This is a genomic window from Sphingomonas sp. DC1600-2 (assembly GCF_049897605.1).
Classification (GTDB): Bacteria; Pseudomonadota; Alphaproteobacteria; order Sphingomonadales; family Sphingomonadaceae; genus Sphingomonas.
Genome location: NZ_JAFCWO010000006.1, coordinates 1 through 19,604, shown reverse-complemented (window position 1 = coordinate 19,604; position 19,604 = coordinate 1). Strand labels below are relative to the sequence as shown.

At 65.3% G+C, this 19,604-nt stretch carries 16 protein-coding genes; 9 read left to right on the top strand and 7 right to left on the bottom strand.

The features are described from left to right. Positions 1 to 13 precede the first annotated feature (13 nt). The gene (locus tag ACP7BL_RS12425) at positions 14 to 808 is read right to left on the bottom strand and encodes a hypothetical protein (protein WP_260591601.1); all 795 of its coding nucleotides are present in this window, start codon (positions 806 to 808) and stop codon (positions 14 to 16) included. Positions 809 to 828: 20 nt separating this feature from the next. Next, entirely contained in the window at positions 829 to 2,070 is a 1,242-nt protein-coding gene (locus tag ACP7BL_RS12420; RefSeq protein ID WP_426258469.1) for a TIGR04063 family PEP-CTERM/XrtA system glycosyltransferase, read from the bottom strand. A gap of 82 nt (positions 2,071 to 2,152) precedes the next feature. Here ACP7BL_RS12420 and ACP7BL_RS12415 point away from each other — a divergent pair, with 82 nt between their 5' ends. From ACP7BL_RS12415 to ACP7BL_RS12405, 3 genes are read left to right on the top strand one after another with little or no spacing between them, the layout of a single operon-like run. Continuing rightward, positions 2,153 to 2,290: a hypothetical protein gene (locus tag ACP7BL_RS12415; RefSeq protein ID WP_341203541.1), complete on the top strand. Its 138-nt coding sequence runs from the start codon at positions 2,153 to 2,155 to the stop codon at positions 2,288 to 2,290. Beyond that, positions 2,283 to 3,638 carry a putative O-glycosylation ligase, exosortase A system-associated gene (locus ACP7BL_RS12410; protein WP_426258468.1) on the top strand — a complete coding sequence of 452 codons (1,356 nt, stop codon included), beginning with the start codon at positions 2,283 to 2,285 and terminating at the stop codon, positions 3,636 to 3,638. The genes ACP7BL_RS12415 and ACP7BL_RS12410 overlap by 8 nt, the downstream gene beginning before the upstream one ends. After that, complete coding sequence (locus ACP7BL_RS12405) at positions 3,635 to 4,732, top strand: acyltransferase family protein (protein ID WP_426258467.1); 1,098 nt, start codon at positions 3,635 to 3,637, stop codon at positions 4,730 to 4,732. The genes ACP7BL_RS12410 and ACP7BL_RS12405 overlap by 4 nt, the downstream gene beginning before the upstream one ends. Here the strand turns inward: ACP7BL_RS12405 and ACP7BL_RS12400 are convergent. Continuing rightward, positions 4,708 to 5,259, bottom strand: a complete 552-nt coding sequence (locus tag ACP7BL_RS12400) for a type 1 glutamine amidotransferase domain-containing protein (RefSeq protein ID WP_426258466.1) — start codon at positions 5,257 to 5,259, stop codon at positions 4,708 to 4,710. The genes ACP7BL_RS12405 and ACP7BL_RS12400 overlap by 25 nt on opposite strands. A gap of 94 nt (positions 5,260 to 5,353) precedes the next feature. Between ACP7BL_RS12400 and ACP7BL_RS12395 the strand changes: the two genes are divergently transcribed. Together ACP7BL_RS12395 and ACP7BL_RS12390 are read left to right on the top strand one after the other, a co-directional pair. After that, complete coding sequence (locus ACP7BL_RS12395) at positions 5,354 to 6,373, top strand: DNA topoisomerase IB (protein WP_426258465.1); 1,020 nt, start codon at positions 5,354 to 5,356, stop codon at positions 6,371 to 6,373. Between the two features lie 8 nt (positions 6,374 to 6,381). Beyond that, positions 6,382 to 7,641, top strand: coding sequence for a mechanosensitive ion channel family protein (locus ACP7BL_RS12390; protein ID WP_426258464.1), 1,260 nt, complete (start codon positions 6,382 to 6,384; stop codon positions 7,639 to 7,641). 4 nt (positions 7,642 to 7,645) lie between these two features. Here ACP7BL_RS12390 and ACP7BL_RS12385 read toward each other — a convergent pair whose 3' ends face one another. Then, positions 7,646 to 8,587: a DUF2167 domain-containing protein gene (locus ACP7BL_RS12385; protein ID WP_426258463.1), complete on the bottom strand. Its 942-nt coding sequence runs from the start codon at positions 8,585 to 8,587 to the stop codon at positions 7,646 to 7,648. A 48-nt stretch (positions 8,588 to 8,635) separates the two neighbouring features. Beyond that, a complete protein-coding gene (putA, locus tag ACP7BL_RS12380; protein ID WP_426258462.1) occupies positions 8,636 to 11,629 on the bottom strand; it encodes a bifunctional proline dehydrogenase/L-glutamate gamma-semialdehyde dehydrogenase PutA in 2,994 nt (997 codons plus the stop codon). Between the two features lie 122 nt (positions 11,630 to 11,751). Between putA and ACP7BL_RS12375 the strand changes: the two genes are divergently transcribed. Together ACP7BL_RS12375 and ACP7BL_RS12370 are read left to right on the top strand one after the other, a co-directional pair. Beyond that, positions 11,752 to 12,186, top strand: coding sequence for a MaoC family dehydratase (locus tag ACP7BL_RS12375; RefSeq protein ID WP_171010471.1), 435 nt, complete (start codon positions 11,752 to 11,754; stop codon positions 12,184 to 12,186). 126 nt (positions 12,187 to 12,312) lie between these two features. Beyond that, a complete protein-coding gene (locus ACP7BL_RS12370) occupies positions 12,313 to 13,491 on the top strand; it encodes an acetyl-CoA C-acyltransferase (protein ID WP_426258461.1) in 1,179 nt (392 codons plus the stop codon). A gap of 882 nt (positions 13,492 to 14,373) precedes the next feature. Here ACP7BL_RS12370 and ACP7BL_RS12365 read toward each other — a convergent pair. Next, positions 14,374 to 15,606: a polyhydroxyalkanoate depolymerase gene (locus ACP7BL_RS12365; protein WP_426258460.1), complete on the bottom strand. Its 1,233-nt coding sequence runs from the start codon at positions 15,604 to 15,606 to the stop codon at positions 14,374 to 14,376. Positions 15,607 to 15,755: 149 nt separating this feature from the next. Between ACP7BL_RS12365 and ACP7BL_RS12360 the strand changes: the two genes are divergently transcribed. After that, positions 15,756 to 17,543 carry an ABC transporter transmembrane domain-containing protein gene (locus ACP7BL_RS12360; protein WP_426258459.1) on the top strand — a complete coding sequence of 596 codons (1,788 nt, stop codon included), beginning with the start codon at positions 15,756 to 15,758 and terminating at the stop codon, positions 17,541 to 17,543. A gap of 116 nt (positions 17,544 to 17,659) precedes the next feature. Further along, complete coding sequence (locus ACP7BL_RS12355) at positions 17,660 to 18,814, top strand: saccharopine dehydrogenase family protein (protein ID WP_426258458.1); 1,155 nt, start codon at positions 17,660 to 17,662, stop codon at positions 18,812 to 18,814. A 115-nt stretch (positions 18,815 to 18,929) separates the two neighbouring features. Here the strand turns inward: ACP7BL_RS12355 and ACP7BL_RS12350 are convergent, their stop codons facing one another. Further along, positions 18,930 to 19,352, bottom strand: coding sequence for a TipAS antibiotic-recognition domain-containing protein (locus ACP7BL_RS12350; RefSeq protein ID WP_426258457.1), 423 nt, complete (start codon positions 19,350 to 19,352; stop codon positions 18,930 to 18,932). Positions 19,353 to 19,604 lie beyond the last annotated feature (252 nt).

Below are 19,604 nucleotides of genomic sequence, written 5' to 3'. Positions count from 1 at the left end.
CGGGGATAACCGCTCAGCGCGCGCCCGTCGCCATCCGGCGCAGCACCGCCAGCGTGTCCTCCAACGTCTCCTGCGGCGGCGGCGCAGCGACGGGCGGGCGTTGTCCCACCACCCGCTCCAGCCGGTCGAGCAAGGCGTGAATCGTATCGGATGGATCGGCCCGTGCGGGCGCGACCGGCGGCACCGGCGTTTCCACCACGGGCTGCGGGGTCGATCGCACCATCGGCGTCAGCGGAAAGGTTTCGAAGCGTTCACCGGGATCAAACGTCTGCGGGCGTTCGGCGGGAAGGATGGTAACCGATTCCTCCCGCGTCGGGGTCGAGGACCCGCCAAGCGGGGTTTCAGGCACCGCGACCCGACCATAAGCGGCCAGTGGTTCTTCAAGATCGACCGGCAATGGTCGTTCGACCGGAGGCTCCACCGCCGCCGGTGCCGTGACGGGGACGGCGGGCGCGCGCACATCGAGAAACGGCGTGCCGAGATCGGTATTGGCGAACAACGGGCGGCGCGCCGGCGCATCGGGATGCGCATCGGCGCGGCGCAACACCGGCGCGCTGCCGCGCTCCCCGCGCGAGCGCTGGATCACCATAGTGCGCGCGCCGAAAACGAGGAACAGGGCGAACCATGCTATCAGGCCGATGCCGCCGCCGCACAGCAGCACCAACACCAACCGCGCGGTAAGCCCAAGCGGCGGCTCGGCTGCGGACAGGACCGAGGCGATCCCGCTATCCACGACCATCGATTCGAGCAGATCGGTCGGCACCAGCGCGAACATCGCGGCGGTCATCACCCCGATAACACCAGCCACCGCTGGCGCGACGGGGAGAATCAGAGGTTGGGAACGGGAGAACACGGCCATGACGCAGACGATGCCACCGCACCGGTAAGTTTCTGGTAAACAGGGCCATAACGCGCAACATTAACGGCCCAGTTGCGCTCCGCCTCGACAAAGGCGCGGCCGCGTTCGCGCCGCCCTTCCCAGCCGTCGCGATCCGCGAGCAGCGCCGACAGCGCCTGCGCCATCGCCACCGGGTCGTCGGGCGGGAACAGCGTGCCGGTATCGTTGTGGCGAATCAGCTCGCGATGCCCGCCAACGTCCGACGCGGCGACCAACCGACGCTGCGCCATCGCCTCCAGCGGTTTGAGCGGCGTGACCAGATCGGTCAGCCGCATCCGCTTGCGCGGATAGGCCAGCACGTCGATCAGGCTGTAATAGCGATCGACCTCGGTATGCGGCACCCGCCCGATGAAATGGATCTGCGTCGCCACCGGCGAGGCTGCAGCCTGCGCGCGCAAGGCGTCCTCCATCGGGCCGCCGCCGACCAGCACCAGATGCGCCTTGGGCCGCGCCGCAACCAGCGTCGGCATCGCCGCGATCAGATCGTCGAGGCCCTCATAATCATAGAAGCTGCCGATGAAGCCGATCACTTCGGCATCGCGCAACCCGAGCGACTCGGCCAACGCCGAATCATAGGCCAACGGATCACCGAACACCGCCATGTCGACGCCATTGGGCGACACCAGCAGCTTGGCCGGATCGATGCCGCGCGCGACCAGATCGCCGCGCAGCCCCTCGCAAATCACCGCGACCGCGTCGGCGCGCCGCACCGCCCAGGTTTCGAGCGCACGCGTCGCGCGGTAGCGCAGCGATCCTTCGCGCCCGGTGCCATTGCCAACCGCGGCATCCTCCCAAAAGGCGCGAATCTCATACACGAGAGGCAGCTTGCGCGTGCGTGCCACCCGCAGCGCGGCGACCGCATCCAGCACCGGCGAATGCGCGTGCAGAATGTCGGGCTTAAATTCCGCAACCACCTCATCGATGCGACGGGCAAAGGCACGGATTTCGCGCATCTCGCCAAATGGGCTGATCGTCTCGGGAACGGGCGGGGTGCGGAAAAAATCGATGCCATCGACGGTTTCCGCCGCCGCGTCGCGCGCGCCGTTGCGTGGGCCGGTGACGGCGGCCACGTGCCAGCCGTGCCGCATCTGGCTCTTCAGGATCGCCCGCGTGCGAAAGGTGTAGCCGCTTTGCAACGGCAGGCCGTGGTCCAGGATGTGGAGGATGCGCATGCGCGGTCCATAGCGCGGCACTGCTTAACGGAGCCTCAACCCGCACGCTCTACACCGCGCCTGTGGAAAGTCAGGCCGCACCATGATCGACAATCTCGCGCTCGCGATCAGCCATGGCTTGATCGCGCTGGCGGTGTGGCGGCTGCTGCGCCGACCCGATCTCGACCGCGAAGACGTCGCTACGCAGCGCCCGATCCAAAAGGGCCGCCCGCGTGCGTGACCTGTTCTTCGTCGCCTTTCTCGGCGCGTTCTTCGCGGCGGGCTTTCGCCGCCCGTTCCTGTTCGTGCTGGCCTATGTCTATATCGACATCGTCAGCCCGCAACGGCTGACCTATTATCTGCTCAACGCGGTGCCGATCTCGTTGATCGCGGTGGTGTTGTCGGTCGGCGGCTGGATGTTGGCCGACGACAAAGCCGAAACGCGCATCGCGCCGCGCCAGGTGCTGATCGTGCTGCTGCTGGCCTATTGCTATGCCACGACGCTGAACGCCGATTTCCCGGTCGAGGCGCTCGATAAATGGGGGTGGGTGTGGAAGGCACTCGCCTTCGCCGCCTTCCTGCCCTTCACGCTGCGCACCAAGCTGCGGATCGAGGCGTTGCTGCTGGTGATGGTGGCGTCGGCCTCCTCGATCATCATCGTCGGCGGTGCCAAGACCATTGCCAGCGGCGGGGGCGGCTATGGCACGCTCAACCTGATGGTCTCCAACAATTCGGGGCTGTACGAAGGCTCGACCATCTCGACCGTCGCGGTGGCGATCATTCCGCTGATCCTGTGGTTCACGCGCCACGGCACGATCTTCCCGCCCGACTGGAAGGTGAAGGGCTTTTGCTACGCGCTCGTGTTTTCGTGCCTGTTGATCCCGGTCGGCACTTCGACGCGCACCGGCCTTTTGTGCATCGGTCTGGTCGCCTTGCTGATGCTGCGCGATGCCAAGCGCAAGCTGCTCTATCTCGGGTTGTTGGGCGCAATGGGCGTGCTGGCGGTGCCGTTCCTACCCTCCTCCTTCACCAACCGCATGAGCACGATCAAAACCTATAAGGGCGACGAATCCGCCTCGACCCGGCTCGCCGTGTGGGGCTGGACGTGGGAGTATGCCAAGGAGCATCCACTCGGCGGCGGCTTCGAAATGTACCGCCAGAACAAGATCCGCTACGACACCGAAAAGGTCGAGGGCGACGCCAGCAACGCCACCGTCGACCGCAAATTGACCGTCGACCAGGCGCGTGCCTTCCACAGCGCCTATTTCGAGATGCTCGGCGAACAGGGCTTTCCGGGGCTCGCCATCTGGGTGCTGATCAATCTGACCGGCATCATCCGCATGGAGGTGCTGCGGCATCGCTACCGCAAGCAGGCCGATTACGCCTGGGTCACCCCGCTCGCTGGCGCCTTGCAATCGGCGCATATCGTCTATCTGCTCGGGGCAGCGTTCATCGCGATCGCGTTCCAGCCCTTCGTCTACATGCTGATCGGCGCGCAGATCGGGCTCGACACCTATCTCGCGCGCAAACGCCGCGCGGCGGCGTGGCGGCCGATCCGCAAACCTCGGCCGGAGGCGGTGGTGGCATGACCGCGCGGCATGAACTGCGCGCGCTGACCGGCATGCGCGGCATCGCCGCGTGGCTGGTAGTGCTCTATCACATCCGCCTGTCGGTGGCGGGGCTGCCGCACAGCGTGGTCGCGGTGCTCGCCAAGGGCTATCTCGCGGTCGATTTCTTCTTCCTGCTCTCGGGCTTCGTCATCTGGCTGAGCTGGAGCGAGCGCTTGCGGCGCGGCGGGATCGGCGCGGTGCCGGGTTTCCTGTGGCGACGGCTCGCGCGGATCTGGCCGCTGCACCTGTTCATGCTCGGCTGCGCAGTCGCGCTGGCGCTACTGTTGCTGGCCCTCGGCAAGCACGATGCCGTGCATCAACCCTTTGCCGATCTGCCGCTGCATATCCTGCTGCTGCAAAATTGGGGCTTTACCGATCATCTGGCGTGGAACGACCCGAGCTGGTCGATCAGCACCGAATGGGCGGCGTATCTGTTGTTTCCGCTGCTGGCATTCAGCCTCGACTGGCACCGCGTGCCGAGCTGGGCGGTGCTCGCCACGATCGCGGCGCTGCTGATGCTGCTGCACGGCGCGATGGCGGGCGCGCCGACGCTCGGCACCGATATCTGGACCTTCGGATTGCGCCGCTGCCTGATCGAGTTCGCTGTCGGCTCTGCGATCTGCGCGCTGTGGCTGCGGTGGCGCGACGCCCCCGCCCTGCCCGCCGCGCTGGCGACGATGCTCGGCGTGGCCGGAGTCGCTGCGGCGGCTTTGGGTGCGCCCGAAACACTGACCGTGCCCGGCGCGTTCGCCGCTTTCCTGCTCGCGCTGGCGCTGACCGCCGACCGGCGCGGCAACCCGCTCGAAACCCCGGCGCTGCACTATTTGGGAGAGATCAGCTACGCGACCTATCTCGGCCACTTCCTGCTGTTCGGGCTGTTCAAGCTGGCCTTCGTCGAAGATGCCCATGCCATTCCGCCGGTGCTGATCGCGCTGTATCTCACGCTGGTGCTCGGCAGTTCGGTGGCTCTCCACCATCTGGTGGAGCGCCCCGCACAGGATTGGATGAACCGCCTGCCCGCCCGCTGGCAGCGAACGGGCGCACGCGTTCAGGCCTCTTCCAGCTCTTCCTGAAGCGCCTCAAGAATGGCCGCGTTGAAGGCCGGGATGTCATCAGGGTTGCGGCTGGTGATGAACGGCCCGTCGCGGACCACCGCCTCATCCACCACATCGGCACCGGCATTGGCGAGATCGGTGCGTACCGACGGCCAGCTCGTCATGCGCACGCCGTCCACGACATCGGCCTCGATCAGCAGCCACGGCGCGTGGCAGATCGCCGCGATCAGCTTGTCGTCATCGGCAAATTCCTCGATGATTTCGATCGCACGATCATTCATCCGCAGCGTGTCCGGATTGGCGACGCCGCCCGGGAGCAACAACGCGGTGTAATCCTCGGTATCCACATCATCGAGCAAGAGGTCGGGCACGATCGTGTCGCCCTTCACATCATGCTGCATGCCCTGGATCGGATCGGTCTTGATCGAGGCGAGCGTCACCTTGACGCCGGCATCGAGCAGTGCCTGGCGCGGCTTGAACAATTCGTCCTGTTCGAAACCATCGGTCGCCAGAATCAGGACGTGCGTATCGGAAAGGTCGGTCATGGGGAATCTCCGCATCGGGGGTTCGCGCCGCTCAACCCGCGAGCGCACCTCCCCGTTCCGGAACGATGCGACGATCCGTGCATTGAAATAGGCGATGACCGCCGAAACGCTTTGCCAAATCACCTATTGCGACGACAGCGAACCCGGCATTTCGCGGAAGAAAATGCGCCATGGCTGGGGCTATTTCGACGTGAACGGCAAGCGCATTACCGATCGCGCCGAAATCGACCGGCTAAATGCGATCGGCCTGCCCCCCGCCTATCGCGATGCCTGGTTCTGCCCCACCCCCGGCGGCCACATCCAGGCGGTCGGCTGGGATGAAAAGGGTCGCAAGCAATATCGCTATCACACGGCCTTCCGCGAAACGCAGGAGGCCGCGAAATATGATCTGTGCGCCCCCTTCGGTCGCGCCTTGCCGAAGCTCCGCGCGCGCGTCGCCGCTGACCTCGCCAAGCGCGGCATCGGCAAGGATACCGCCGTCGCGGCGGTGGTGCGGTTGCTCGATCTCGGCAAGGTCCGCATCGGCAATGAAGGCTATGTGAAAGCCAATAAGAGCTTCGGCGCGACCACGCTGCGCAAACGCCATGCCGCGCTGAAAGGCCGCGCGCTGAAACTGCAGTTCAAGGCGAAGTCGGGCAAATTGCGCGTGCTGACGATCACCGACGGTTCGCTCACGCGCTTCGTGCGCAAATGCCAGGATTTGCCGGGGCAACATCTGTTCCGCTGGGTGGATGAAGCGGGGCAAACCCATCCCGTCACCTCATCCGACGTCAACGCCTATATCCGCGCCGCCATGGGGCAGGATTTCACCGCAAAGCATTTCCGCACCTGGTCGGCGAGCGTGCTGGCGTTCGAGGCATTGGCCGAGGCGCGCGCCGATATCAGCCTGAAGACGATGCTGCTGCCGGTGAGCGAGACCCTTGGCAACACGCCTGCCATCGCGCGCAAATCCTATGTCCACCCAGCTTTGCTGGCGCTCGCCAAGGACGGGCAGACGGCGTTTCGCGCTGGCCTGCGCCTGCCGCGCCGCACACAATATCTCTCGCGCGTCGAACGCGGCTTGATCGGCCTGCTCGAAAGCGCCACGCAACCGGCGACCGCCCAAGCCGCCTGAAGGTTCCGATGACCACGAACAACACCACCGCCATCCTGCCGCCCATTCGGGTGGGCGACCTGGACGATCAAGCCCGCGGCTTCATCGGCATCCTCTATCACTGGGTCCACACGCACTGGCTGCAGATCCTGATCGTGCTGGCGGTGGCGAGCGTGATCGTGATGGCGCTGCATTTCGTGCGGCGGCTCGCGCGGAAATATTGCATGCGCGATTCCGGCCCGCGCGGCTGGTTCGGCGTCGCAGCACGCGCGACGTTGCAGACCGGCAATGTCTTCATGGTGATGGCCGCCGCCAAGATCGTCACCGCCGACACTTTCGCGGGGACGCCGCGCGAGGTGCTTTCACTCATCAACGTGCTGTGGGTGATCGTCGCGGTGTTCCAGATGGCGATCTGGGCGCGCGAAATCATCCTCGGCACGATCGAGCACCGCACCGGTGGCGACCATTATGCGGGTGAAGCCATCGGCAGCGCGATGAACATTATCCGCTTGCTGGTCAGCTTTGCGGTCTTCGCGATCGCGGCGATCGTCGTGCTCGACAATCTCGGGGTCAACGTCACCGGCCTCATCGCAGGCCTTGGCGTCGGCGGCATCGCGATCGGTCTGGCGGCACAGGGCATCTTTGCCGATCTGTTCGCGGCGCTTGCGATCCTGCTCGATCGCCCGTTCCGGCGTGGCGACGCGATCAGCTATGACAAATCGGCGGGCACGGTCGAGGCGATCGGGCTCAAATCGACGCGCATCCGCGGCGTCACCGGCGAGGAACGCATCGTCGCCAACAAGCAATTGCTCGAAAAGGAAATCATCAACAACACCCAGCGCGAATACCGCCGCGTGGTGTTCACGCTCGGGCTGGTGCAATGGACCCCGGTCGAAACGATGGAGGCGCTGCCATCGATGATCAAGGACGTGGTCGAGGCAGGCGGGATGAAGTTTGTACGCGCCGGTTTCATCACCTTCGGCGCGCAAAGCTATGATTTCGACGTCGAGTTTGATTCCCCCACCGCCGCCTTTCAGGAGTTTTACGACGCGCGCCACGCGGTTGGCCTTGCGATCATCCGTTGCCTGAACGACGCCGGCATCCAGCTTGCCTACCCGACCCAGACCAGCTTCACCGCCGCGCCCGACGGACGGATGGTGCTGCCGTATCCAACGGACGATGCAACACCGGCCCCGGCCAAATCGGCCTCGAAGGCGGTAAACGGTCGTACGGGCACCGGTGCCGCGCCAAGCGATTCCGCCGTCGATGGCGACGTCGGCACCGGCTGAACCGCTATAGCGAGCCCTCGTCGCCCTCCAGCGTATCGCGCTTGCGCCCGAAGATCTTCCCGAAGAAGCGAGAAATCGCCGCGCCCGCCACCGCAAGCCCACCCAGGATCACTTTCCAGAAGCCGAACACGATCGCGAGCAGGCCCAGCTTCTTGGCGACGACCACGCCCGCGCCCGCCGCGACCAGCCCGGCCAGACCAAATTCGGCGGTCTTGTCGACCGACTTGTCATAATCGGCATAGGTCGCCCCGGGCGTGAACGCCGCCGCCTTGCCGAAATCGGTCGCCGCCGCGCGCACATCGGGCAAATGCTTCATGTCGGACAACATGTTGAGGCTCAGCACACCCTTCCGCCCGAGCAAGCGCACATCGTAATTCAGCGCATCGACCGGCGAATCCGAAAATTTAATGTCGCGCGCCCAGATCAGCGAATGCGCCGCCGGATCGTAAGACGGCTGCTGCGCCCAACCGACCAGGTGGATCGTCGGATAACCGCCCTTCGTGCGCTCGGCATTGGCATCGGCTTCGCCCGCGCGAATGCTCTCGACGACCTTGTCATAATCCTCGGTCTTGGCGTCCTTATCGGGGACATAGCCCGTGTCTTCATAGGTGACGATCGCGCCCCAGACATTGTCGTAGATCGTGCGCCCTTTTTCAAACACGATACCCAGCACGCCGTCGCCCGAGGATGGCGGGTTGCCCCACACCTTGGTCAGGATCGTCTTGGCCTCATCGGCGGGGACGAAATAATAGCGCTCGCCCAGATGCAGCACGGCGTGCGCAGCGGGAATGGCAACATCGCCGCTTTGCTTGTGCAGCCCCTTTTCGAATGCGATCGCCTCGGGCGACAATTTCTGCGCCGCGCTGTCCTTCTGCGCATCCGCTGCGGTGGCCAGCACCAGTCCCAGGCCGAGCGCGCACGCGCTGGCCACAGCCTTGAATGTCATCTGCTAACCCCCCGGTCGGCGCGAGAATCGCGCCGACCGACAAGGCCGTTAAATCCCGCCCTCGTCAAGGCTCAGCAGCGTCGCATTGCCGCCCGCGCTGGTCGTGTCGACCGACACCCCGCGCTCGACCACGAAGCGGTGGAGATAGTTGGGGCCGCCCGCTTTGGGACCGGTGCCCGACAGCCCTTCCCCACCAAACGGCTGCGACCCGACCACCGCGCCGATCATCGACCGGTTGACGTAGAGATTGCCGACTTCGGCCAGCGCTTCGGTTTCCTCGGCCGCGCGGGCGATGCGGCTGTGCAGCCCCATCGTCAGGCCATAGCCCTTGGCATTCACGCTACGGATCGTCTCGGCGAGCTTGCCCGACGGCCAGGTGACGACATGCAGGATCGGTCCGAACCATTCAGCGGTCAGGTCCTCGATCCGCGACAGCCGGATCAGCGTCGGCGGCACGAACAGCCCCTCGGCAGGCGCGTCCAGCGTCTTCAGCACGGTGGCACCAGCACGATACGCCATGAGCTTGTCATAGGCAGCCTGGTCGATCACCGGGCCGACATCGGTCGCGGGATCGCCGGGATCGCCGAGCCGCAACGTGTCCATCGCGCCCTTCAGCATTGCGATCGTCGTCTCGGCAATTTCCTCCTGCAGCAGCAACAGCCTGAGCGCGGAGCAACGCTGCCCGGCCGAGCGGAAGGCCGAGGTGACAACGTCCGCCACGACCTGTTCGGGCAGCGCAGTGGAATCGACGATCATCGCGTTGATCCCGCCAGTCTCGGCGATCAGCGGCACGATCGGGCGCGTGTCATCCTCCAGCAGCGAGCGCGCGATTTTCCGCGCGGTGGCGGTGGAGCCGGTAAAGGCGACCCCCGCGATACGCGGATCGGCCGTCAGCGCGGCACCGACCTCGGGCCCACCCGGCAGCAGGATCAGCGCATCGGTCGGCACGCCCGCCTGATGCGCCAGCGCCACGGCGCGCGCGGCGATGCGCGGCGTCTGCGGCGCGGGCTTGGCGACCACGGTGTTGCCCGTCACCAGCGCCGCGACGGTCTGCCCGAGGAAAATCGCCAGCGGGAAGTTCCACGGCGCAATCGTCGCCCACACCCCGCGTCCGGCATAGCGCAGCACATTGCGCTCGCCCGTTGGCCCGGGCAGTTCGACCGGCTGCAACCCATCGCGCGCTTGTTGTGCATAATAGCGACAGAAATCGACCGCTTCGCGCACCTCGCCAAGCGCATCAGGAATGGTCTTGAACGCCTCGGACACGCAAATCGCCATCAATTCGTCGCGATGCGCCTCCAACAGATCGGCCAGCCGCTCCACGATCGCGCAGCGATCCTCAATCGACCGCCCAGCCCATGCGGGGAAGGCCGCGGCGGCAGTACCAACGGCCTTTTTCGCCTCTTCCTTCCTGCCTTTGTGGCTTTGTGCGAGATCATCTTTTTGCTCGCACAAAGCCACAAAGCCACGAAGAGAAGACACCGTCTCGCCCAAGGTCGTACGATCCGCGAGGTCGACCCCGGCGGAATTCTTGCGCTCCGCGCCGAACAGGTCGACCGGCAGCGGGATGCTCGGGTGCCGCGCACCGCCGACGGCAGCGATCTTCGCCACCGGGTCGGCCAGGATCTCGGCCTCGGTCAACCGCTCATCCGCCAATTGATGTACGAAGGACGAATTCGCGCCATTCTCCAGCAAGCGCCGCACCAGATAGGCCAGCAGATCGCGATGCCCGCCAACCGGCGCATAGACGCGGCAGTGATAGCCCTGCTCGCGCACCAGCCGCTCATACAGCCCGTCGCCCATGCCGTGCAGCCGCTGGAACTCAAAGTCGCGCGAATTGCCCGCCCATTCCATGATCGTCGCCACCGTCAGCGCATTGTGGCTGGCAAAGGCCGGGCGGATGTTGGGCGCGTCCAACATGTCGCGCGCCACCGCCAGATACGACACGTCGGTCGCCGCCTTGCGCGTGAACAGCGGATAATCGGACAGCCCCTCGACTTGCGCGCGCTTGATCTCGCTGTCCCAATAGGCGCCCTTCACCAGCCGCACGTTCATGATGCGGTCGAGCGCGCACGCCCACGCCACCACCGGCCGCGCGCGCTTGCCATAAGCCTGCACCGCCATGCCGAAGCCGTCCCAGCCCTTCAGGCTCGGCAGCGCGGCGACCTTGCCGATGATGTCGAGGCTCATCTCCAGCCGCTCGCTCTCCTCGGCATCGACCGTCAGCGCGATGCCCTTGCCCGCCGCCTGCACGGCCAGCGCCTCGAGCATTTCGGTCAGCGCGGGCACGCACTCACCCCAGCGCGCGACTTCATAGCGCGGGTGCAGCGCCGACAGCTTGACCGAGATCGAATGCCCCGCCGCCGGATCGCGCCCGACCGCATCGACCGCATCGGTATAAGCGCGGAAATAGCGCTGCGCATCGTCATGCGTCCGTGCCGCCTCGCCCAGCATGTCGAAGCTCGCGGTGAAGCCCTTATGCTCGGGCTTCTTCATCCGCTTCATCGCTTCGTCGATGGTGCGGCCCATCACGAAAATCTCGCCCATCATCCGCATCGCAGCGCCCACCGCCTGGCGCACGAACGGCTCGCCCGCGCGGGCGATCAGGCGGCGCAACGCACTTTGCGCCTGCCCCTCCCCCACCAGAGCGCGGCCGACCACCAGCCCCCAGGTCGCCGAATTGACCAAAGTCGAGTTGGATTTGCCGGTGTGCGCGCGCCAATCGGCGTCGCCAAGCTTGTCGGCGATCAGCAGATCGGCGGTCTCGGGGTCGGGGACGCGCAGGAACGCCTCGGCCAGCGACAGCAGCGCGACGCCCTCGGACGAATTGAGCCGATATTCCTGCAGGAACTGGTTGACCCAGCCCTTCCCTTGCGCCGCGCGCAGGTCGGCGAGCAGCCCCAAAGCATGGCCCATCACCCGTTCGCGCGACTCGGGGGTGAGCGCGGCACGGTCCAACAGGGGCTTTAGAACATCGGGTTCGCTCGCGCGGTGGAGATTGCCCATGGATTTACGGGCGGTGGACGCTACGTCAAAGGTCATGTTCCGGTTTCCGGTCGGTGTGAGGCTTGCGCGCAGGCACGGCGGATGCCATTTGCTTGGCCGCGCCTATGCGACGAAATCAGCTTCAGGGGAATGCCGTGACGACCGTTACAGTCCAGGAAATGGCAGGCCGGATCGGCACCGAACAGGTGTCCGACTGGGTCGAGGTCAGCCAGGAAATGATCGACAAGTTCGCCGATGCGACTGGCGACCACCAGTTCATCCACGTCAACCCGGCAATGGCGGCGATGACCCCGTTCGGCGGCACCATCGCGCACGGCTTCCTCACGCTGTCGCTGATGCCGCTACTGTCGTCCAAGATCATCGACGGCGTCGAGATCGAAGGCGTCAAGATGGGCGTCAATTACGGGGGCAACAAGGTCCGCTTCCTGCAGCCCGTCCGCTCGGGCAAGCGCGTGCGCGGTCGTTTCAAGCTCTTGAGCTTCGACGAAAAGCGCCCCGGCCAGTGGCAGCAGACCAACGAATTCACGGTCGAGATCGAAGGCGAGGACAAGCCCGCAATGATCGCCGAATGGATCAGCCAGATTTTCGTTTGATGTAACCCATTTCCCCTCCCGCTCGCGGGAGGGGTTAGGGGAGGGCAATTCCTACGCTCTCCCCACGCCCTCCCCCAGCCCCTCCCGCAAGCGGGAGGGGAGGAAGAAGCAGAAGGAAGAAACCCCATGCGTTCCGCCGTCATCGTTTCCACCGCCCGCACCCCCATTGGCCGCGCTTATCGCGGTGCCTTCAACAACACCCCCGCGCCCACGCTCGCGGCGCATTCGATCCGCGCTGCGGTCGAGCGCGCCGGCATCGAGGGTGGTCTGGTCGATGACGTCGTGTTCGGCGCGGCGCTCCAGCAGGGCCATCAGGGCGGCAACATCGCGCGCAACGCGTTGCTGCGCGCGGGGCTCCCGGTCAGCGTCCCCGGCATGTCGGTCGATCGCCAGTGCGCCAGTGGCCTGATGGCGATCGCCACCGCCGCCAAGCAGATCATCACCGATAACATGGACATCACCATCGGCGGCGGCGTGGAGAGCATCAGCCTCGTCCAGACCCCGCAAATGCGCGTCGCCGCAGACCCTGAGCTGATCGCGATGCACAAGGATGTCTATATGACGATGCTCGGCACCGCCGAGACCGTCGCCAAGCGCTACAATATCAGCCGCGACGTGTGCGACGAATATGCGCTCCAGTCGCAGCAGCGCACCGCCGCCGCGCAGGCGGCCGGCTATTTCGATGCCGAGATCATCCCCGTCACCGCCAACATGGCGATCACCAACAAGGAGACCAAGGAGGTCACCTATAAGGAAGTGACGCTGACCAAGGACGAGGGCAACCGCCCCGAGACCACGCTGGAGGGCCTGAAGGCGCTGCAGCCGGTGATGGGCCCGGGCATGAACGTGACGGCCGGCAACGCCTCGCAGCTTTCGGACGGCTCCTCCGCCTCGGTGCTGATGGAGGAAAAGGTCGCCGAGAAGCGCGGGCTGCAACCGCTCGGCCGCTATGTCGGCATGGCCGTGGCGGGCACCGAGCCCGACGAAATGGGCATCGGCCCGGTCTTCGCCATCCCCAAGCTGCTCGAACGCTTCAACCTGAAGATGGACGATATCGGCCTGTGGGAGCTGAACGAAGCGTTTGCGGTGCAAGTGCTGTATTGCCGCGACAAGCTCGGCATCCCCAACGACCTGCTCAACGTCAGCGGCGGCGCGATCTCGATCGGCCACCCTTACGGCATGACCGGCGCGCGCGGCACCGGCCACGCGCTGATCGAAGGCAAGCGCCGTGGTGCGAAGTACGTCGTGGTGACGATGTGCATCGGCGGCGGCCAGGGGGCTGCGGGGTTGTTCGAGGTGATGTAATTACCGCGCTTCGGCGGGGTTAGGAGAGGCGGCGTCGGGCAACCGGCGCCGCCTTTTTTTGTGGGGCGGGTGTCTTGCGGCCACTTCCCGCCGTTCGCGATCGGCAAAGCGACCTCCGCGACCGAACCACCGCAAACGGCCAGCGTCAGTCATTCCTCCCTAAATGCTTACTTCGGCACTGGCTTTGCGCAGTCGCCCTGCCGCTGCCCCTTAATAGACCAGTGACGTTCGTTTCTGACCGGAGGACCACCGGGTCTTGGTCCTTCGGGCTCTTGGACATCAACAAAATCCAAGCGCAAGCGCGTGTTGGAATAGTTCCCCGTCACGGTCAGACGGTTTTGGGCTCGCGTCGGTGCCTCGGGTGGGATCTGGGATGCGTTACGGTCACTTGATCTGGGTGGCCCCAGACCGTGGTCATTCGCGTCCTGCTCGACAGCGATCCTACCCGTGTCCGTGCTGGGTGCCATCATCGTAGTACCGAAACAGGATTGGGTAGCGCTGAGTTTTCCGCTCCCAAGGCGGACTTGAAGACGGGAGCAATGCGCCGTTGCTGACGGAGTCTGCCCTTCGCCAACAAGAATACGCATCAGCGGCTCGACGTCTGTCGCCGCGAGGCACATGTGCCACGTCTTATCAGAACCGGTCGGACGAAGGTCTTCTGGATTGAATGCGGTGCCATAGGTGTAAGAACGCGACAGGGTCAGAGTCCAATCGCCGCCTTTCAATACTGCCCGCTTCCCTTCTACTACAATATCATTTCCGAGGGGATGCGGCTGCTGTTGTTGCAACCGCTGGGCATAAGCGTTCACGGCGACGCCGAGTGAGCACAACCCAAGGAAGATGGCGGTTCTGTTCATCTCCTCAAGTGACCTTACGCGCCCCTCACCCGTGCGTCTTCATCCACTCCTCGACCACCGGGGCCACCTTCGTGCGCCATTTGGAGCCGTTGAAGATGCCGTAATGCCCGGCACCCTCAGCCATGTAATAGCGCTTCTTGTCTTCGGGCAGGCTGGTCGAAATCTTCAGCGCGGCCTTGGTCTGGCCGAGACCTGAAATATCGTCCTTCTCGCCCTCGATCGCCAGGATCGCGATGTCGGTGATCGCGGCGGGATCGACCACGCGGCCACGGTGGGTCATCGTGCCCTTGGGCAGCGAATGGTCTTGGAACACCACGTCGATCGTCTGCAGGTAGAATTCGGCGGTCATGTCGCAGACCGAGCGATATTCCTCGTAGAAATCCTTGGTCGCCTCGGCTTCCAGATCCTCGCCCTGCACCAGATGTTTGAACATCTCATAATGCGACATCATGTGGTTGCCGAGGTTCATCGACATGAAGCCGGCAAGCTGCAGGAAGCCCGGATAAACGCGCCGCCCCGCGCCCGGATAGGTGCCGGGGATCGTCGCGATCACATTCTGGCTGAACCAGCTGTGCGGCCGCTCGGTCGCCAGCGTGTTGACCGCAGTCGGCGCTTCGCGCGTGTCGATCGGGCCGCCCATCATCGTCAGCGTCTTGGGGCGCGCCGGGTTGTTGTCGGCGCTCATCACGCAGGCGGCGGCGTAGCAGGGCACTGAGGGCTGGCACACGGCCAGCATATGCGTGCCGCCCTGCCCCTCATTGCTGCCGATCGTTTCCAAGAATTCGATCAGATAATCGACATAATCGTCGAGGTCGAACTTGCCGTCGGACAGCGGCACCAGCTTCGCGTCGCGCCAATCGGTGATGTAAACGTCCGCCACCGGCAGCATCCGCTCGACCGTACCGCGCAGCAGCGTGGCGTAATGGCCCGACATCGGCGCGACGATCAGCAGCTTGGGGCCGCCCTCGACGCCCTTGCGCTTGAAATGCAGCAACTGCCCGAAGGGTTTGCGAAGCGCGATCTCTTCGTGGATCTCGACCGTCTTGCCGTCGATCGTGGTGAAATCCAGCCCGAAGGCGGGCTTGCCGCGTGGAGCCGCGGCATGCGCGAACACCTCCAGCGCGGAGCTGAGGATCTGCCCCCCGCCGAAATAGGAAAAGGGGTTGGCGGGGTTGCTGAGCACCCCTGCGCTGAAGTCGGCCATCGCGCTGGCACCGGCCAACAACGATTTCTGCATTTCATAAGCGTTGTACAACATACCGGACTTTCTAGCAGACAAATCTTATCTTAGCATCAAAGCTTATGCCGCACCGCCGCATTCGGCAATCCTCGCTTTCAATTGAACGTTTCGCGGGCGGTCAGGATCCACGTTGAGGGCAAGCCCGGTCCCTGCTAGGCGCAACGGCTATGGCAGACCCCCAAAACGCTTCCCCCAGCGAACCCGCCCAACGCAAGCTTAGCAGTCTGGCCATGGTGTGGCGCTATGCCCGCCATTATCCGGTGCAATTGGGGATCGCGCTCGGCGCGTTGCTCGTCACCTCGGCGACGACGATCTATATTCCCTGGACGTTCAAGTCGGTGATCGATCGCGGCTTCTCGCATGGCAGCGACATGGCGCATGTCGACCGCACTTTTTATCTGCTGTTCGCGGTGGTGCTGGTGCTGGGGATCGCCACGGCGATCCGCTTCTATTTCGTGTCATGGCTGGGCGAACGCACCGTCGCCGACGTGCGCATTGCGGTGCAGAACAATCTGCTCAACCTGACGCCGCGCTGGTTCGAGGAGAACCGCCCGTCCGAAATCGCCTCGCGCCTCACCGCCGATACCGGCCAGATCGAAATGGCGGTCGGCACCACCGTGTCGGTCGCGCTGCGCAATGTCATCACCGGGATTGGCGGAATCGTTTCGCTGTTCGTGCTCGCGCCCAAACTGGCCGGCATGATCCTGATCGGCATTCCGCTGACGCTGGTGCCGATCATCGTGCTCGGCCGCCGCCTGCGCACGCATTCGCGCACCAGCCAGGACCGCATCGCCGACATCGGCGCGATGGCGGTCGAGGTGTTTTCGGCAATGAAGATCGTTCAGGCGTTCGGGCAGGAACGGCGCGAGGCGGCGCGCTTCGCCGATGCCGTGACGCGCAGCTTCACCGCCGCCAAGCGCCGCATCTTCCTGCGCGCGCTGCTCACCGCCTTGTTCATCACGCTGATCTTCGGCGCGATCACGCTGTTGTTGTGGAGCACCGTCGCCGATGTCGCAGCGGGGCGGCTGTCGGCGGGGTCGCTGACCGCATTTCTGGCGACATCGGTGCTCGTCAGCGGTGCGTTCGGGTCGCTAAGCGAAGTCTATGGCGATTTGCTGCGCGCCTCGGGCGCGGCCGAGCGGCTGGCCGAATTGCTCGGTGAAAAGCCCGAAATCGCCGCCCCGGCCAAGCCGATCACGCTGCCGCAGCCGCCGCGCGGGACGATCGAGTTCGACCATGTCGAATTCCGCTACCCGACGCGGCCCGATGTGGCGGCGCTGCACGATTTCTCGCTGTCGGTCGCGCCGGGCGAAACCGTTGCCATCGTCGGCCCTTCGGGCGCGGGCAAGACCACGTTGTTCCAGTTGATCCAGCGTTTCTACGATCCTTCGACCGGCGCGGTGAAGATCGACGGCGTCGATTTGCGCACCGCCGACCCCGCCGAAGTGCGCGCGCGCATCGCGATGGTGCCGCAGGAGACGGTGATCTTCGGCGCCTCGGCGCGCGACAATCTGCGCTACGGCCGCTGGGACGCGCGCGACGACGAACTCTGGGCCGCCGCCGAAGCGGCCAATGCCGCCGAATTCCTGCGCAAATTGCCCGAGGGGCTCGACACCTTCCTCGGCGAGGGCGGCGCGCGGTTGTCGGGCGGGCAGCGCCAGCGCGTCGCAATCGCGCGCGCGCTGCTGCGCAACGCCCCGATCCTGCTGCTCGACGAAGCCACCAGCGCGCTCGACGCCGAGAGCGAACGCCTGGTCCAGGAAGCGCTCGAACGGCTGATGGCGGAGCGCACCACGCTCGTCATCGCGCACCGCCTCGCCACCGTCCGCGCGGCCGAACGCATCATCGTGATGAGCGACGGCCGCATCGTCGAACAAGGCTCACACGGCACGCTGGTTGAACAAAACGGCCTCTACGCCCGCCTCGCCAGCCTGCAATTCAGCGAAGCCGCCTGAACCGTGCGCTTCCCCTTCCGCTTGCGGGAGGGGTTGGGGGAGGGCATGATCCAGCCAAACCGCACGGAGCGACCGGCCCCTGCCCGACCGCTCCCGTCAGGCGGGAGGGGAGAGACATGCGCGATTTCGACATCATCGTTTTCGGGGCGACGGGCTTTACCGGCCGCCTGGTCGCCGAATATCTCGCGCACAGCGGCGCGCCGCGCTGGGCGATGGCGGGGCGCTCCGCCACCAAGCTGGCCGAAGTGCGCGATCTGATCGGCGCGCCCGCCGACACGCCGCTCCTCACCGCCGATTCCGAAAACCCCGCCAGCCTGCGTGGCTTGTGCGAACGCACCCAGGTCGTGCTCACCACCGTCGGCCCATACCAGCTTTATGGCAGCGATCTCGTGGCCGCCTGCGCCGAAACCGGCACCGCTTATGTCGACCTCTGCGGCGAACCCGCCTGGATGCGCCACATGATCGACGCGCACCACGCCACCGCGCAGCGCAGCGGCGCGCGCATCGTCTTTTCCTGCGGCTTCGATTCGATCCCGTTCGATCTCGGCGTGCTGACGCTGCAGGAGGCCGCCCGCGCCAAATTCGGCGCGCCCGTGCCGCGCGTGAAGGGCCGTGTGCGCAAAATGCAGGGCGGCTTTTCCGGCGGCACCGCGGCCAGCCTGAAGGCGACGCTCGCCGCCGCCGCCAAGAACCCCTCGATCCTCGGCCTGCTCACCAACCCGTTCGCGCTCACGCCGGGCTTTACCGGCCCGCATCAGCCGACCGGCCTGATCCCCGAATATGACCGCACGATCGAGGCGTGGGTCGCGCCCTTCATCATGGCGCCGATCAACACCAAGAACGTCCACCGCACCAACTTCCTGTTGGGCGAACGCTTCGGGGCCGACTTCGTCTATGACGAGATGATGGTCGCCCCCGGCCTTGGCGACATGGGCAAGGCTGCCGCCGAAGCGATCGCGCGGATCAACCCGCTTTCGAGTGACAAGGGCCCCAAGCCCGGCGAAGGCCCGTCCAAGGAAGAGCGCGACGCCGGTTTCTACGACCTGCTGTTCATCGGCGAGGGGCCGAAGGGCGAGCGCATCGATTGCGTCGTCACCGGCGACAAGGACCCGGGCTACGGATCAACCAGCAAGATGATCGCCGAAACCGCGCGCTGCCTGGTCGAGGATGTGGCGGGAGACGGTGGCATCTGGACGCCCGGCGCGCTCATGGGGCAAGTGCTGGCGGATCGGCTGCAGGCGAAAGCGGGGCTGACCTTCCGCTGCGGGTGAAGGCGCTCCACTCCCCTCACCGTTCGCCCTGAGCCCGTCGAAGGGCCCCTCTCCCCAAATGCCACGCCTGCGGTGAGAGGGAGCTTCGACAAGCTCAGCCCGAACGGAGGAAGGTTTACCCCCGCGCCTGCACAAAAGCGGGAACCGGCCCGATATCCTTGCCCGCCGCGCGCGCGACGGCGGCCGCCTGGTTGATGAAGTCCCACACCCGCTTGCTGAACCCGGCGTCGGCCTTGCCCTCCCACGCGCCCATATCGGCATAGAGCCGCGCCGAGCCTTCCCACATCGCCGGGGTGGCAACGCGGCTGAACGGTTCGAGCAAGGTGAACCACTCGCGCACGAACGCCAGCGCCGCATCGCTGGCCGGGTCGAGCGGCAAGGCCGCCTCGATCCGGTCGCTCAGCGCCCGCCACTGCGCCAGATAATCGGGGGTCGAGACTTGCGGAGCCGCCCCCATGTGCGCGTGCCACTCGGCCTGTTCTTCGGGCGTGTAATAGCGGTCGATCACGTCCTTCCACGCTTTTGCCTGATCGTTCATAACTGTATCTCCATCGCGGATCAGCGAGCAAAGTGTCGCGGCATCGAGCGGCTCGCCTCGGTTGATGCGGGACAATGCGGAATCGATCAGGGTGATGGCGTCGCCAATCTCCTGCGCCTGGACGGCCAGCCGCTTGGACTTGCTTCAGAAAAGTGGAGAGTTTTCCTGAGGTGAAAGGCAAACTCGATGACGAAGCAACGACGGTTTACAAAGGAATTCGAGGACGAGGCGGTCCGGCTGGTGGCGACCAGT

Coding starts and splice junctions, on each gene's coding strand:
- ACP7BL_RS12420 (WP_426258469.1), bottom strand. CDS start 2,070: ATGCGCATCCTCCACATCCTGGACCACGGCCTGCCGTTGCAAAGCGGC.
- ACP7BL_RS12415 (WP_341203541.1), top strand. CDS start 2,153: ATGATCGACAATCTCGCGCTCGCGATCAGCCATGGCTTGATCGCGCTG.
- ACP7BL_RS12405 (WP_426258467.1), top strand. CDS start 3,635: ATGACCGCGCGGCATGAACTGCGCGCGCTGACCGGCATGCGCGGCATC.
- ACP7BL_RS12400 (WP_426258466.1), bottom strand. CDS start 5,259: ATGACCGACCTTTCCGATACGCACGTCCTGATTCTGGCGACCGATGGT.
- ACP7BL_RS12395 (WP_426258465.1), top strand. CDS start 5,354: ATGACCGCCGAAACGCTTTGCCAAATCACCTATTGCGACGACAGCGAA.
- ACP7BL_RS12390 (WP_426258464.1), top strand. CDS start 6,382: ATGACCACGAACAACACCACCGCCATCCTGCCGCCCATTCGGGTGGGC.
- ACP7BL_RS12385 (WP_426258463.1), bottom strand. CDS start 8,587: ATGACATTCAAGGCTGTGGCCAGCGCGTGCGCGCTCGGCCTGGGACTG.
- putA (WP_426258462.1), bottom strand. CDS start 11,629: ATGACCTTTGACGTAGCGTCCACCGCCCGTAAATCCATGGGCAATCTC.
- ACP7BL_RS12375 (WP_171010471.1), top strand. CDS start 11,752: ATGGCAGGCCGGATCGGCACCGAACAGGTGTCCGACTGGGTCGAGGTC.
- ACP7BL_RS12370 (WP_426258461.1), top strand. CDS start 12,313: ATGCGTTCCGCCGTCATCGTTTCCACCGCCCGCACCCCCATTGGCCGC.
- ACP7BL_RS12365 (WP_426258460.1), bottom strand. CDS start 15,606: ATGTTGTACAACGCTTATGAAATGCAGAAATCGTTGTTGGCCGGTGCC.
- ACP7BL_RS12360 (WP_426258459.1), top strand. CDS start 15,756: ATGGCAGACCCCCAAAACGCTTCCCCCAGCGAACCCGCCCAACGCAAG.
- ACP7BL_RS12355 (WP_426258458.1), top strand. CDS start 17,660: ATGCGCGATTTCGACATCATCGTTTTCGGGGCGACGGGCTTTACCGGC.
- ACP7BL_RS12350 (WP_426258457.1), bottom strand. CDS start 19,352: ATGAACGATCAGGCAAAAGCGTGGAAGGACGTGATCGACCGCTATTAC.